This window comes from Mongoliibacter ruber (assembly GCF_003003005.1).
GTDB classification, from domain to species: Bacteria; Bacteroidota; Bacteroidia; order Cytophagales; family Cyclobacteriaceae; genus Mongoliibacter; species Mongoliibacter ruber.
Window position 1 is genome coordinate 1 of record NZ_PVTR01000008.1, and the last position, 13586, is coordinate 13586.

Below are 13586 nucleotides of genomic sequence, written 5' to 3' on the forward strand. Positions count from 1 at the left end.
CGCTACAATACCTTTAAAACTAACAGAAGAACAGCAAGAACTTACCTCAGCTATCATGAAGTTTTAGCTTGGGTGTCCCATCGCACAAAACAGGAAATAGAAGAATTTGATATGGCTTGGTTCCCTTTTGATCATGAGAAAGGTGGCGCGAGTGGCTCTTTGGTGAAAAGCAATGAGCTTTACAAGCCAAGCGATAAAGGTGTAGTGGTGTATTTCTCTTCAGAGGATGTCAACATTGAAATTTCCAGAGTAAAAGCAGCAGGTGGTCAAATGCTTCAAGAGAAAACCTTGATTACGGAAGATATTGGTTATATGGCTTTATTTTTAGACACAGAAGGAAATAGGATCGCCTTGCACTCGCAAAAGTAAGTTTAAGATACAAGTGAGACGTGGCAGGTTTTGAAAACCTGCCACGTCTTTAATTATCAACCTCGAATTGATATCTCCCAGAACCTAATTGGATTTGCACCAATCCGTCTTTGTAATTCAAGGAAATTATTTCTGAATCCTCTTTAATCGGCTTTCCTTTATAACTTATGTGGGATATTCCTTCAGCCTCAAGGAAAAGTTTCGCTTCAGTATTCGCAGGAATATTGACTTCGTACAAAATGCTATCACCATCAATCTTCCAAGTACTTTCAATCCTTCCATACATGGAATCATAGTGCCCCTTGGCCCAAGTCATTACCCCATCCGGATCAGGCTTAGGTTGCAGGATAAATTTTTTAAACCCTGGAGACTCTGTATCCCTTTGGATTCCCAAAGAATAATTCATCATCCATGCACCTATCGCTCCGAAAGAATAATGGTTGAAGGAATTCATGCTGTTATTTCCTCCAAAACCATTTTCTACTGTATAGGAATTCAATCTTTCCCAGATCGTAGTCGCTCCGTTGATAACAGAGTATAGCCAAGAAGGATAAGTAGTTTGCTGAAGTAATCTGTAAACTATCTCATGTTGTCCTGCTGCAGATAAAGCTGAACCAATAGACGCAGTGCCGATAAATCCTGTCATCAAAGAGTATTCTGGCCTGCTTATTCCAAGATCATCTACATTTTTTCTTTTTATAGAAGCAAGAAAATTATTCAGCACTTTTTCCTTAGAAGCATCTGATACAGCCCCCATATCAAGGGCTATGGCGTAAGAACCCTGAGTGTCTACCAATTGACTTTTTTCTGCATTATCTATTGGTGCAGTTTCCCCTGGAGGAAGCATCATCCCTGTACGAACCCCCGACTTTACTGTCTTCCCATTTTCATCCAGATAGGTCTTATTGAAAAAGTCAATACGATCTAATCTTTTTGTATTGTACTGCTGGGATTTGGCACTAAAACCAAGAAGCTGCGAGGTTTTTGCCATAATTTCCAAACAATAAATCTGATAGGCATTCCAAAGTAATGTATTGTCATTTTTATTGTTTTCAGGGCTAAGCCAATCACCAAGAGGTCCTTCCTCAAGAATTCCTTCTTCAGAAGTCTTTGAATCCAAAAAGGACATGTACTTTTCCATAGCTTCATAATGTTCTGATAGCATAGTAAGATCACCGTATTGCTGGAAAGTTTCCCACGGCACTATGATCCCAGCCGAGCCCCAAAGAGTTCCTCCAAATCCGCCTCCCACAGGAGCCACATCCGGGAATCTGCCGTCAGGTCTTTGTATGTCTCGCATCCCCATCAAATGACGCTTTAAGAAAAGCTGTGTATCCGCCATATAAGTCGCCGTTCTGGCAAATACGTTGATATCTCCTGACCAACCCATTCTTTCATTGCGCGCAGGGGTATCAGTAGGAATGGAAAGAAAATTACCCCTCATTGACCAGGTAATATTTTCCCAAAGTTTATTCACCAAAGAATTTGATGTTTCATAATGCGCAGTCAACTCATCTATGGAACTGATAACCAATCCAAAAACATTATCAACAGGAATTGCAGTCTCGATTCCAGTAATTTCCAAAAACCTGTACCCATGAAAGGTGAAACTTGGTTGAATGGTCTCATCTCCACCTTTGGCTATGTAAATATCCTGAGCCAGTGCTGCCCTGATGTTTTCCAGCATGATCATACCTTGTTGTCCATCATGCTCAGGTAAATCCGGGTATCGGACTTCTGCAAAACGCATCGTGATCTTTTGACCCTTTTGCGCATTTTTCAACACGATTTCCGGAAAGCCAACCATGTTTTGTCCCATGTCATAAACAAAGACCCCTGGCCTGACTTCCTCAACACTTTGTGCCTGAAGCTTTTTTACAATTTGTGGGTTTTGCCCTTGATGGTAAATCAGTTTTAATCGGTCATAGTTTCTGATGATTTCTCCGCTTTCAGGATTCCCTTCCTGATCCATAAATGCTGTTCCTTCCAAAGGCACTTCTTGGGCATTTATCCAATCACTATCATCAAAGTTTGTCTTGGTCCATCCCAGGACTTCCTTATTGGCATCGTATACTTCCCCCTGAAAAAAACTTCCATACCTAACAGGTCCTTCATGGTAGATTTGCCATGTATCAGGGTCTGTCACCACCACTTGTTCAGTCCCATCCTCATAACTGACTACCAACTTCGCCAAAAGCGATTGCCTGTCACCGAAGTAGTTCCAGTTTTCACCACTGTAAGTGATATTACCAGACCACCAGCCCTCACTCAGCCATGTCCCTAATACATTTTCCTGACCGGGTTCCAAATCCAGTGAATACGCCTGGTAAGGATGGTGTTTGTTATACTGTGTCAATCCTGGATTAAAATAATCGTTACCTATCCTCTTTCCATTGGCAAATACCTCATATATACCTCGGGCTGTAATATAAAGCCGGGCTTTTTGAATGCTCTTGTTTTCTGTTTTAAACACTGTCCTTAACATGGGAGCAGCTTTTTTACTCGGGTCAGCCAATACCAAAGTACCTGACCCACCACCTTGAACTTGATATGAACCTGAATCGATGGTGACCCCACCATGTGAAAAAATACTTTTCCCTAAAGAAAGCTCTTCTTCAAATAAAACATGGGATGGTTTTCTGAGGTTTTTGATTTGTAGATTTGAAAAATTGGCTGATTGTCCTTGTTTTAACCAGAACCCAATGTCGGCAAGCATAGGAAAACTGATGAAGTTATTCCCAGCACCTATTGGGTTGAGGTTGAGACCTTGCTGCTGAAACCTAGGAGCCTGGGAATCAAAGGGAGAAATACGGTTTTCTGGTCTTTTCTCTCCTACATACAATGTAAAAATCCCAAAATTACATTCCGCATGGATCTTATGAGAAGCGTGGTGATTACCTGAATGGATGATTGATTTGGGAATTTCAAGGCTGGCAAAAGGCTTCTCTTTACTGTCAACATGATCATAACCCACCCTGTAAATGTTCAATAAAGCATTCCCCCCTTCCTCCTGAAGCCCTTCGATATCCAATTCAAAGGCGATAAAACTCTCATTTTCTGCATTTTCAATCTCTTGGATATTGAGATTTTTGTTCATCAGCCTAGCATCATTGCCTCCGAAAAGAAACGCGGCCCTATTTGAACCTTCTTCTATTTGAACATCATATTGAAATTGAAACACTGAGAAATAATGGGAGTGAAAAACCAAATCTTCATCTCCTCCACCTATCCATTTTGCACCTGACCATGCTTTTGGAGAATCGTCAAGAAGAGCGGTAAAAAACGACCCTTCAAACTCAGCGTTTCTGCCATGGTTGTCCCAAACAGTTATTTGGTACCGGTACTTTTCATTGGGTTGAAGAGGTGAATTGGCCTGATAAATGACCCCAAGAGAATTGGAATCATTTATTTTACCTGAATCCCAAACCAGTTTACCATTAGAAGATTTTACCTGTATGGAGTATGCAGTTTGAAGTACTCCCTTTTCGTCATTGGAAATAATTTGCCAGGAAAACCTTGGTTGGGAAGTATTGATGGTAACTTCTTTATGGGATTTTTCATATTCAACCCTTGCGTTTTGAATCTCCAATTGTGCAAAAGCATTTAAATGATGGAAAAACAAAGCAAATAGAATAAGGGTGTAGTGTTTCATGTGTTTATATTTATTTTCAGTGGTAATCCCGATTAGTCGGACAGGCTATGGAATGCCTTGAATAATCATCGCGCAATGTGTGAACTATTTCTTGTAGGTATTTCATGAGTTGAAAATTACTCCCTTGTGGTTACCAGCATTATCTCACAAAATGGTATTGACCGGAACCTATTTCTATTTGTACATATCCATTTTCTTCTGAAATGACCTTGATATCTTTGTTGGCATCCAAACTCTTATTGCGCCGTAAGCATATTGGTATAGGTGATAACTTACGGGTCAAGCTCCGACAATATAATCATTCACTTTTCAAAAATCTATCCTGATGCATCCTGCTAGTTGACTTGGATTAATTTAATATTCCTTTAAAAACTGTTTTGCGAAAATGCCTACATTTATCATAAAATTTCCCCTCCTGATGCATAAACATATCCTATTTTACCTGATAGTTTTTTTTATTTCCACTCAAAGCCTTAAAGCCCAGGAAAAAGACCAATATGTCATTCTTATATCACTTGATGGTTACAGATGGGATTATACAGAGAAATTCAGACCTGAAAATATTTCAAAATTTGTAGCAGAAGGCAGTTCCGCTCAGTCTATGAAACCGTCATTTCCAAGTAAAACCTTCCCAAACCACTACACCATTGCTACGGGAATGAAACCTGAAAACCACGGATTGGTCAATAACTCCTTCTATGAACCAGAAAAAGACCAGACTTATGTGATCAACGACAGAAGCCTAGTGGAGGATGGCTATTGGTATGGGGGGACGCCGCTGTGGGTTTTGGCAGAACAAAATGGCCTGATAGCTGCAAGTTATTTTTTCGTGGGTACAGAAGCGCCAGTTCAAGGCATTCATCCTAGTTATTACTACAATTACGATGGTGGCGTTTCCAACCTTACTCGAATTTCCAAGGTATTTGAATGGCTGGAACTTCCGGAGGATGAAAGGCCCCGCTTGATTACTTTATACTTCTCAGACATGGATGATGTCGGGCACGGCTTTGGCCCTAATAATGAAACAGAACTCAAAAAGAAAATCACCAAACTGGATAGAGAACTGGGAGCATTGTTTGAGGGCATCAAAAGTTTTGAAATAGACATCAATATATTTATCGTATCTGACCACGGTATGACCGATGTCCCAAAAGAAAATCTTTTAAATCTTGATCAAATCACAGAAAACATCAATGCGAGGGTAGTCAGCAACGGGGCACAAGCCCACCTTTATCTCGACAATCCGCTTGAATTGGAAGAAATCTATCTCCACCTCAACACCATAGATGGCCCTTTTAAAGTGAGTAAAATACAAGACAAAGAATATTATAAAAATATAGACCGGCACCGCAATAGATTGGGTGATATTCTCATACTGCCTGATCTTGGTTTTTATCTGGCTGATGCCCAAGGTATGGTCAAGTACCAAAACCGGTCTGCATTGTTCAAGACCAATGTATTTGGAGAGCATGGATTCAGTCCTGAGTATAAAGATATGCATGGGATTTTTTATGCCAATGGACCAAGAATCAAAAAAAATGAACTTATCCCTACCTTTCAGAACTTTCATGTGTATCCTTTGATTTGTAATATACTAGGACTCCCTATCCCTGATGATATAGATGGAGATATCAATGTCCTGGAAAAAATACTTAAAAATGAGCAACCTTAAGAAAGATATAGAGAACAGGGCTGATGTAAGTCATCTTGTCAGAAGTTTTTACAGCAAAGTTCGAAAGCATGAGACCCTTGGGCCGATTTTCAATCAAATCATAGATGATTGGGATACTCATTTAGAAAGGTTGACAGACTTTTGGGAAATGGTAATTCTAAATACAGGACCTGGAGCGGGTAAATTCAACCCCGTACCAGTGCATAAAGAAGTTGATAATTTTACTGGCAATCGTATACAACAAGCTCATTTTGGAAACTGGTTGGAGTTGTGGTTCAACACACTTGAAACTTCCTTTGAAGGAAAAAATACAGATTTCGCAAAAGAACATGCACGCAGAATGGCGCATATTTTATTCTTCAGGATTATGGAGAGGAGAACTTCTAAAGTTTGAATTTTAAAAAAGACACAAGATCAAACACCTATCAATTTAAAATGATAATCCAAATTTTCATTTTTTTGCTGACTAATCTCTTTTCTTAAATGAAAGACGGCCTCCAATAGCTTGGCGTTACTCAAAACACCTGCGTCGACTCCTTTGAAACCTATAGTGGATATCAGGCGTCCTACGGTTTTTTTGGCAGGAATGTCAGGGCCGCAAAAATAAGTTTCTTTTACCAAACCCATCGGATCTGAATGTGGGTAGTCTAAGCCAAGATTATTGAACGCTTTGAAAACATGAGCATTCCCAACGGCTTCATTCAACATATCTGTATTGCAAGTCATACTATCGGAATAAGCCGCGTTGGTGCAATCGATTACTATTTTACCACTAAGGTCAATAGCTGACAACTCTTTCGTCACCTCTTCTAAGTATTCATTTTCACAACAAATCAACAGAAGTTCAGAAGTTTCAATAACAGACTTATACGTGTTGACCCTGCCTGGAGACATTTTCAAAATTCGCCATTCAATTCCTTTTGGTTCAAAGTCTTTCCTAACTCCAAAGTGCACATCATTAGCCCTTGAGGCCAAAGTATCACCAAGGTAAAGGGCTAATCTTGTGCCACCAATGATTCCAATTTCCATAAATTTCAATTTTAATCGGGGAGGGAAATTGCTATGTATAATGTGGTTAAGCTTGGGGTGCTAAGCAAATTTCCCGAAATTATTCATGGAATTTAAGTCAATAAATCCAGCAATGCAAAATTTTGTTTTCCGTTTTACAACAAACTAATCTATTTTAAAATAAAAAGCAGAAAATAGGTTATAACCAACAGCTATTTCTAAGTATTTAATCATTTCTGGGAATACTCATCAATTCTTTATTTTGAAAGTCAAGGCTAACCAAACAAAATATACGCAGCTGTAATTCTGCTATCGGTCAAATTAACTTCTTTGGAAAATTTTAGTAATTGGGTTAGTGGATCTATTTACAAAAGCATGATAGGAAACAGCTATGGTCAAGAGCCCTACCAACAAAAGCGCTGTGTAAGCTACCTCTTGATTTACATCCCATTGTTTGACACTAATGGCTACAAAAGCCCAAACACCTACAACAGCAGCCTCTCTCATATTTCGTTTGAAAGTCAAAAACAAATAAATTCCTGTAGCCACCATTAGGACAATTATTGTCCAAAGAGGTTCATTTTGAAATATATTAAGCGTATAAAACCAAACAGAAAGATTGACCACTGATGCCACCACTATCCAACCAGTATAAATACAAATAGGCCACCAAACGAATGCAATAATACTTAAAGGAGCATCCCAAATTTCAAGTTTCAACCTAAAAACAAGAACTAACAAACTGGCCAATAATCCAAAAATCACTAAGGAAGACAAGCCTATCAATTCTGAAGTCCATACCACAATCCAAAGGGCATTTAGCAAATTAGACAGTCCAAACCAAAAAGAGGATGGAGCTAAAGACTTATGAGAGTTATTTCTGAAATAAGTAATCCATTGGTACACTAAAAATCCAAAAAGCATTAAGTAAATCAGTCCCCAAATAGAAAAAGCATAACCAGCAGGAGTAATCAAGGTGTCAAATTGGCTGCTAATTTCACCCACTGATTTTCTATCTCCAACTCCAGCGCCGAAAAGATAATTGAGGTAAAGAGTCAACACAAAAGTAAGAGAATTGAAAATCAAGAGTATAATATTTTTCATAAACATAGAATTGTTAGGCAAAAGTAGAATTCCAAAGACTTTTCTTTAATTTACATTTTAAAATCAGATTTTATGTAAAAGCCTGAAAGGAAAATAGGTTTTTCATAAAAGCTCTGGAAAAACTCAGATTTTTCACTAGATTCTTGAAAATTTTTGACACTATGAAATCATTAATTACTGCATTATTCTTATTCTTTCTTATAAATGAAACGGCTTTTGCCCAGTCAGATGAGCGGATTATCTTTCAAAATGTGCGGATTTTCGACTCTAAATCGGGTAAGTTAACGGCGCCACAATCGGTCATAATAGAAGGTGAAAAAATCAAATCCATATCCATATCAACAGCGGATACAGATGGCGCTAAACTTATAGACGGAACTGGAAAAACACTTATTCCTGGCTTGATCGATGTACATGTGCATATGACCTTTGGGGCCCTTACAATGAAAGAAATGATGTCTCCAATGATGTCTGAAGGAGTGATATTAGACAAAATAGGTGGTAATGCAGAACGGATGCTTATGCGGGGTTTTACTTCAGTACGAGATGCCGGGGGCCCAATTTTCCCATTAAAAACAGGGATAGACAATGGTAAACTCTCCGGTCCTAGGATATGGCCATCCGGAGCAACCATTTCTCAAACCGCAGGACATGGTGACTTTAGAACTCCTGATGAAAAATCCAGAAGATTTTTTGGAGAGCCATCACGTGCTGAAAGATTCAATGCTACTTTTATTGCAGATGGCCGAGCTGAAGTACTGACAGCTGTAAGGGAAAACCTGAGATTTGGAGCCAGTCAAATCAAGTTGATGGCAGGTGGTGGAACTTCTTCAGCATATGACCCGGTGGACGTCACACAATATACTTTTGATGAAATGAGGGCAGCTGTAGAAGCGGCCGAAGATTGGGGCACTTATGTGATGGTCCACGCTTACACTCCTAGAGCCATTAGAAGGGCTATCGATGCAGGTGTCAAATGTATTGAACATGGGCAGCTCCTTGATGAAAAGACTTTGCGCTATGCCGCCAAGAAAAAAGTCTGGCTAAGTACGCAAATGCTCGTTGAAAACACACCCAATATGGATGCTCAGAGAATCGAGAAAAGAAAACCAGTATTAGAAGGCCAGTCTAAAGTGTGGCCGATGGCAAAAAAACTAAAACTCAAGCTTGCTTGGGGAACTGACTTCCTTTTTGAGCCAGAGCTTAATGACAGACAAAATGAGTTTATTTTGAAATTGCAACCTTGGTTTTCCAATGCCGAAATATTGAAAATGGTTACACATGATAACGCTGAGTTACTCCAACTCTCAGGCCTGAGGAGTCCCTACCAAGGTAAGTTGGGGGTGGTCGAAGAAGGTGCTTTTGCAGACTTGATTTTGGTTGACGGAGATCCGTTAACTGATTTATCGTTGATTGGAAACCCCACTGAAAAGTTTTTAGTAATCATAAAAGATGGAAAGATTTATAAAAATATGCTGGATTAATAAAACACATTATGCATATCTGTAATTATGCCACTAATCAATTAAACGAGGGTTTTTTGGCAAAGTGATACTAATAGATCTTGGATATTTATCGATATTGGTTCGGAATCACAGGTTAATTCTATTATTTAGATACTACTGGTATTAAAGCGGATATACATAAGTAGTAAATTCAATTTACATCATTCCATCAAAAACTTCCTCAAGGTCCAACACAAAACCCGCAACAGCCTGAGATGCCACCTTATCTCCATGCGTGAAGATTTTGGAAGCGCTGTATTTACCATCTATCAAGGTGTAGATTATCAGAGTACATTCATTGGGATGGACAACCCAATATTCTTTGACGCCTGATTCTTCGTAAACCTCATATTTGTTTTGCAGTTCCTTTTTGTTGTTGCCGGGAGAAAGGATTTCTACGACTAAATCAGGTGCACCAACACAACCTAATTCGTCCAGTTTGTCATAGTCACATATCACACAAATATCAGGTTGCACTACTGTATCGATGTCTTCGTTTTGTTTTGACTTGACTGGTAAACGAACATCAAATGGTGCCGCATATACTTTACATGGCTTCTTTTCCAGATAGTTGTAAAGATTATTGAAAATTTTACCAGAGATTTCCTGATGAATTCTTCTCGGTGCCGCGGCTTGTTTGAAAATCTTGCCTTTGATCAGCTCGACCATCTCATCCATCTGCCAGGTCAGGTAATCGGCATAAGTATAGAGGTCATGTGCCTTTTCACTAGAAAGGTAATCGGCTGTTGGCTCTTCGACTTTATTTTTTAACTCTTCCTTTTCCATAATCAATTAAATCATATCATCAAAAACTTCTACTAAATCAAGTACAAAACCTTCAACTGCTTGGGATGCTACTTTATCTCCATGTGTAAATATTCTTGATGCTTGGTATTTCCCATTGATTAAAGTGTTAATGATCAAGGTACATTCATTCGGGTGGATGACCCAATATTCTTTGATGCCTGATTCTTCGTAAACCTCATATTTGTTTTGCAGTTCTTTTTTGTTGTTGCCGGGAGAAAGGATTTCTATTACTAAATCAGGTGCACCAACACAACCTAATTCGTCAATCTTTTCAGGATCACATACCACACAAATATCCGGTTGTACCACGGTATCAATGTCTTCATTTTTTTTAGATTTGATTGGTAGCCGAACATCAAAAGGAGAAGTAAAAACTTCACAATTCTTACCATCCAAAAAGACAAAGAGATCACTGGATATTTTAATTGAAATCCTTTGATGATTTACTCTTGGTGCTGCAGCTTGTTTGAAGATTTTGCCTTTGATCAGCTCGACCATCTCATCCATCTGCCAGGTCAGGTAATCGGCATAAGTATAGAGGTCATCTGCCTTTTCACTAGAAAGGTAATCGGCTGTTGGCTCTTCGACTTTATTTTTTAACTCTTCCTTTTCCATAATCAATTAAATCATATCATCAAAAACTTCTACTAAATCAAGTACAAAACCTTCAACTGCTTGGGATGCTACTTTATCTCCATGTGTAAATATTCTTGATGCTTGGTATTTCCCATTGATTAAAGTGTTAATGATCAAGGTACATTCATTCGGGTGGATGACCCAATATTCTTTGATGCCTGATTCTTCGTAAACCTCATATTTGTTTTGCAGTTCCTTTTTGTTGTTGCCGGGAGAAAGGATTTCTATTACTAAATCAGGTGCACCAACGCAACCTAATTCGTCAATCTTTTCAGGGTCACATACCACGCATATATCAGGTTGAACTACGGTGTCGATATCCTCATTTTTTTTGGAATTGAGAGGCAATCTCACATCAAAAGGGGCTGCAAAAACTTCACACTTTCTTCCTTTTAAAAAATTAAAAAGCGAATTAAAAACTATACCAGATACTCTTTGATGTATTGATCTTGGTGCAGCCGTTTGCTTGAAAATTTTACCTTTAATCAGTTCTACCATTTCATCCATCTGCCAGGTCAGGTAGTCAGCATAGGTATGACGATCGTAGTCTGCTAATGGCTCTTCAACTTTGTTTGTCAATTCTTCCTTTTCCATAAAGTAAAAATACTGATTATAAGGGAGAAAGGAAATATGGAATTTAAGGTGGATTAGAATATGGTCATTAGCGTCGATTTATTTCTTCCAGTCGTATTACTGGAATAGATTTCAGAAATACAGGGACATCATTTGGAGCAGGAGTGAAGATATCAGCTTCTTCGTCTGTTAGCTTGAACTTGATAAAAACAGGTATAGGGTCTTGGCTGACAAATTTATACTCTTCAGGTAGATTTTCCGGATAGTAAACCTCATCCTTGTAGCGAATTAAAAACTGATATGAACCTCGTGTAGCTACTTTTATTACCACTTCACCATTTCCTTCTATGAAAGGACCATCATCCGAAATGCAGGAGTTAAATAAAAGAAGGAATATGCCGATTAATAAACTTAAATGAGACTTCATATTATAAAAACGATGATTTTGATAAAAATGTGACAGATGATCTTTTTCTAAAATAAAATACCTGGGACCTAACTTTTTGTTCTATACGATGCTTGGAAAAAGGATATTGAAGGTAGAATTGATAATTTCAAACACTACAATGCTACGTATGTTATCAAAGTTGAAACGTTCTTTAATTAAATCTATGAAGTTTTATACCAGTTACCTTGCTTGTACCATTCTTTTCTTAGGATCTTTATCCTGTTCTTTCAAAGGGGTTCAGCGGAGTAAAGAAATCACCTATATGGAAAAAGGGCTTTTAGAAAATCTTCCAGAAAAACAATTAAATGTATTTTCACCAAATAAGGCTAATGGTAAGAATCCGGTTATGCTTTTCATACACGGTGGCAGTTGGAATTCAGGGAATAAAGAAATATACAATTTTCTTGGATCAAGATTGGCAAGGAAGGGAATCGTAGCAGTCATCATTGATTATCCGCTTAGCCCAGACTTCCAGGTTCATGACATGGCAAAAGCATCTGCGCAAGCTGTGAAATGGACAGAAGAAAATATCAATACTTATGGAGGTAATCCTGAAAGGATATTCGTATCAGGTCATTCTGCAGGTGGGCATCTTGCGAGTCTGATTTCTGTGCGGGATGAATACTTTGACACCTTGGGTGCAGAGAATCCCATCAAAGGGACAATCCTGATAGATGCGGCAGGTCTGGATATGTATTGGTTTTTGAAAGAAATGAATTATGAACCAGGGACTAAATATCTGCGGGCATTCACAGATGACCCACAAGTATGGAAAGATACCTCACCGATTTACTTTTTGGATGAAAAAGACCCGCCGATGCTGATCATGATGGGAGGTAGGACGCTTCCGGGAATAGAAAAGACTACGGAAAGGTTTTTGGAAGAATATAAAAAAATAAAACCTGAGCCCAATTTCCACCTTCAAAAAAAGAAAAAACACATCCCTATGATCGCACAGTTTATCTACACGCCCAATAAGGTATATAAATGGATTGAGGAGTTTATGTGGGATAAGTAAGGGATTGAAGTTGAAGGTACGATTACAATTTTTTGAAATCTTTGTATAAGTTGTAAGTATGATTGCAATATTTCAGGTTCAACTGTTTCAAGTCTTCAGACCTAGACCAAAAGTATCACAGTCTTCAGACTGTAGTAAATTCAGGTGAAAAGTCATGTAAACTCAATTGGAAAAATGAGACTTAACTTATTTTTAATCTTGCTATTTATATCAATTTTAGGCTGCTCAAAAAATAGGGGAAATCAAATCATCATTGATAGGGATTTCGAAAACCTATCGATTATTGACAAATGGGTTGAGGGTAAAGAAATTGTATTTCTAGGAGAACCTACCCATGGAGATGGAAGCATTTTTACTGCAAGAATAAAAATAATCGTATGGCTGGCAAGTGCACATGCTCTTGAAAACCCATATTCTATCGTAGATCCGGAAGACCTAAAAGAAATTGGCCAAACATATGCTGATATGGTTACTTTAGGGAAATTTGCAAAATCCCACTTTGGAGACAAAATGCTGAATCTGGCATTTTCGGCATATCAAGGCAGTTTTTATGACTTTGTAGATAAGAAGGAAATTGATTTTCGTTTAGACTCTATACCCAATCTCGAAAGGAATACCATAGAAAAAAACATGGCCATAACCTTAGTGGACTTGAGGAAAATAGATTCTGTTTATTACAGTGGAATATTGGGATTTGAGTTCATTCAAGCAAATTGGGGGAAAAATTTCGATGGAGTATTTATTTTTCCTGAAGTAAAGGCAAGCAGAAGAATAGAATAAGATCATTTGGTCCA

General features: G+C 38.4%; 13 protein-coding genes. 6 read left to right on the forward strand and 7 right to left on the reverse strand.

Annotation, left to right across the window (positions count from 1 at the left end):
* The coding region (locus tag CLW00_RS13630; RefSeq protein WP_106134255.1) for a VOC family protein at window positions 1-369 on the forward strand (369 nt) is incomplete at its 5' end.
* A 49-nt stretch (window positions 370-418) separates the two neighbouring features.
* Here CLW00_RS13630 and CLW00_RS13635 read toward each other — a convergent pair.
* Window positions 419-4021 carry an alpha-L-rhamnosidase gene (locus CLW00_RS13635; RefSeq protein ID WP_106134256.1) on the reverse strand — a complete coding sequence of 1201 codons (3603 nt, stop codon included), beginning with the start codon at window positions 4019-4021 and terminating at the stop codon, window positions 419-421.
* Between the two features lie 418 nt (window positions 4022-4439).
* On the opposite strand from CLW00_RS13635, the gene CLW00_RS13640 reads away from it, so the two are divergent.
* Both CLW00_RS13640 and CLW00_RS13645 read left to right on the forward strand, forming a co-directional pair.
* On the forward strand, window positions 4440-5693 hold the full coding sequence (locus CLW00_RS13640; RefSeq protein WP_106134487.1) for an alkaline phosphatase family protein: 1254 nt from the start codon (window positions 4440-4442) through the stop codon (window positions 5691-5693).
* The gene (locus tag CLW00_RS13645; RefSeq protein ID WP_106134257.1) at window positions 5680-6087 is read left to right on the forward strand and encodes a group III truncated hemoglobin; all 408 of its coding nucleotides are present in this window, start codon (window positions 5680-5682) and stop codon (window positions 6085-6087) included. The genes CLW00_RS13640 and CLW00_RS13645 overlap by 14 nt, the downstream gene beginning before the upstream one ends.
* Before the next feature lie 20 nt (window positions 6088-6107).
* Here CLW00_RS13645 and CLW00_RS13650 read toward each other — a convergent pair whose 3' ends face one another.
* Both CLW00_RS13650 and CLW00_RS13655 read right to left on the reverse strand, forming a co-directional pair.
* On the reverse strand, window positions 6108-6722 hold the full coding sequence (locus CLW00_RS13650; RefSeq protein ID WP_106134258.1) for an NADPH-dependent F420 reductase: 615 nt from the start codon (window positions 6720-6722) through the stop codon (window positions 6108-6110).
* A gap of 300 nt (window positions 6723-7022) precedes the next feature.
* Window positions 7023-7805: a hypothetical protein gene (locus CLW00_RS13655; protein WP_106134259.1), complete on the reverse strand. Its 783-nt coding sequence runs from the start codon at window positions 7803-7805 to the stop codon at window positions 7023-7025.
* Between the two features lie 161 nt (window positions 7806-7966).
* On the opposite strand from CLW00_RS13655, the gene CLW00_RS13660 reads away from it, so the two are divergent.
* Window positions 7967-9289 (forward strand): metal-dependent hydrolase family protein, encoded by a 1323-nt coding sequence (locus CLW00_RS13660; RefSeq protein WP_106134260.1) that lies wholly within the window; start codon window positions 7967-7969, stop codon window positions 9287-9289.
* Window positions 9290-9466: 177 nt separating this feature from the next.
* On the opposite strand, the gene CLW00_RS13665 is transcribed toward CLW00_RS13660, so the two are convergent.
* From CLW00_RS13665 to CLW00_RS13680, 4 genes are all read right to left on the reverse strand, one after another.
* Entirely contained in the window at window positions 9467-10096 is a 630-nt protein-coding gene (locus CLW00_RS13665) for a Uma2 family endonuclease (protein ID WP_106134261.1), read from the reverse strand.
* A 6-nt stretch (window positions 10097-10102) separates the two neighbouring features.
* Window positions 10103-10732, reverse strand: a complete 630-nt coding sequence (locus CLW00_RS13670; RefSeq protein WP_106134262.1) for a Uma2 family endonuclease — start codon at window positions 10730-10732, stop codon at window positions 10103-10105.
* Between the two features lie 6 nt (window positions 10733-10738).
* The gene (locus CLW00_RS13675) at window positions 10739-11347 is read right to left on the reverse strand and encodes a Uma2 family endonuclease (protein WP_106134263.1); all 609 of its coding nucleotides are present in this window, start codon (window positions 11345-11347) and stop codon (window positions 10739-10741) included.
* A 67-nt stretch (window positions 11348-11414) separates the two neighbouring features.
* The gene (locus CLW00_RS13680; protein ID WP_106134264.1) at window positions 11415-11753 is read right to left on the reverse strand and encodes a hypothetical protein; all 339 of its coding nucleotides are present in this window, start codon (window positions 11751-11753) and stop codon (window positions 11415-11417) included.
* Window positions 11754-11937: 184 nt separating this feature from the next.
* Here CLW00_RS13680 and CLW00_RS13685 point away from each other — a divergent pair, with 184 nt between their 5' ends.
* Together CLW00_RS13685 and CLW00_RS13690 are read left to right on the forward strand one after the other, a co-directional pair.
* Window positions 11938-12792 carry an alpha/beta hydrolase gene (locus tag CLW00_RS13685; protein ID WP_106134265.1) on the forward strand — a complete coding sequence of 285 codons (855 nt, stop codon included), beginning with the start codon at window positions 11938-11940 and terminating at the stop codon, window positions 12790-12792.
* Window positions 12793-12966: 174 nt separating this feature from the next.
* Entirely contained in the window at window positions 12967-13572 is a 606-nt protein-coding gene (locus CLW00_RS13690; protein WP_106134266.1) for a TraB/GumN family protein, read from the forward strand.
* Window positions 13573-13586 lie beyond the last annotated feature (14 nt).

Coding starts and splice junctions, on each gene's coding strand:
- CLW00_RS13660 (WP_106134260.1), top strand. CDS start 7,967: ATGAAATCATTAATTACTGCATTATTCTTATTCTTTCTTATAAATGAA.
- CLW00_RS13680 (WP_106134264.1), bottom strand. CDS start 11,753: ATGAAGTCTCATTTAAGTTTATTAATCGGCATATTCCTTCTTTTATTT.
- CLW00_RS13635 (WP_106134256.1), bottom strand. CDS start 4,021: ATGAAACACTACACCCTTATTCTATTTGCTTTGTTTTTCCATCATTTA.
- CLW00_RS13685 (WP_106134265.1), top strand. CDS start 11,938: ATGAAGTTTTATACCAGTTACCTTGCTTGTACCATTCTTTTCTTAGGA.
- CLW00_RS13690 (WP_106134266.1), top strand. CDS start 12,967: ATGAGACTTAACTTATTTTTAATCTTGCTATTTATATCAATTTTAGGC.
- CLW00_RS13670 (WP_106134262.1), bottom strand. CDS start 10,732: ATGGAAAAGGAAGAGTTAAAAAATAAAGTCGAAGAGCCAACAGCCGAT.
- CLW00_RS13640 (WP_106134487.1), top strand. CDS start 4,440: ATGCATAAACATATCCTATTTTACCTGATAGTTTTTTTTATTTCCACT.
- CLW00_RS13675 (WP_106134263.1), bottom strand. CDS start 11,347: ATGGAAAAGGAAGAATTGACAAACAAAGTTGAAGAGCCATTAGCAGAC.
- CLW00_RS13665 (WP_106134261.1), bottom strand. CDS start 10,096: ATGGAAAAGGAAGAGTTAAAAAATAAAGTCGAAGAGCCAACAGCCGAT.
- CLW00_RS13655 (WP_106134259.1), bottom strand. CDS start 7,805: ATGAAAAATATTATACTCTTGATTTTCAATTCTCTTACTTTTGTGTTG.
- CLW00_RS13645 (WP_106134257.1), top strand. CDS start 5,680: ATGAGCAACCTTAAGAAAGATATAGAGAACAGGGCTGATGTAAGTCAT.
- CLW00_RS13650 (WP_106134258.1), bottom strand. CDS start 6,722: ATGGAAATTGGAATCATTGGTGGCACAAGATTAGCCCTTTACCTTGGT.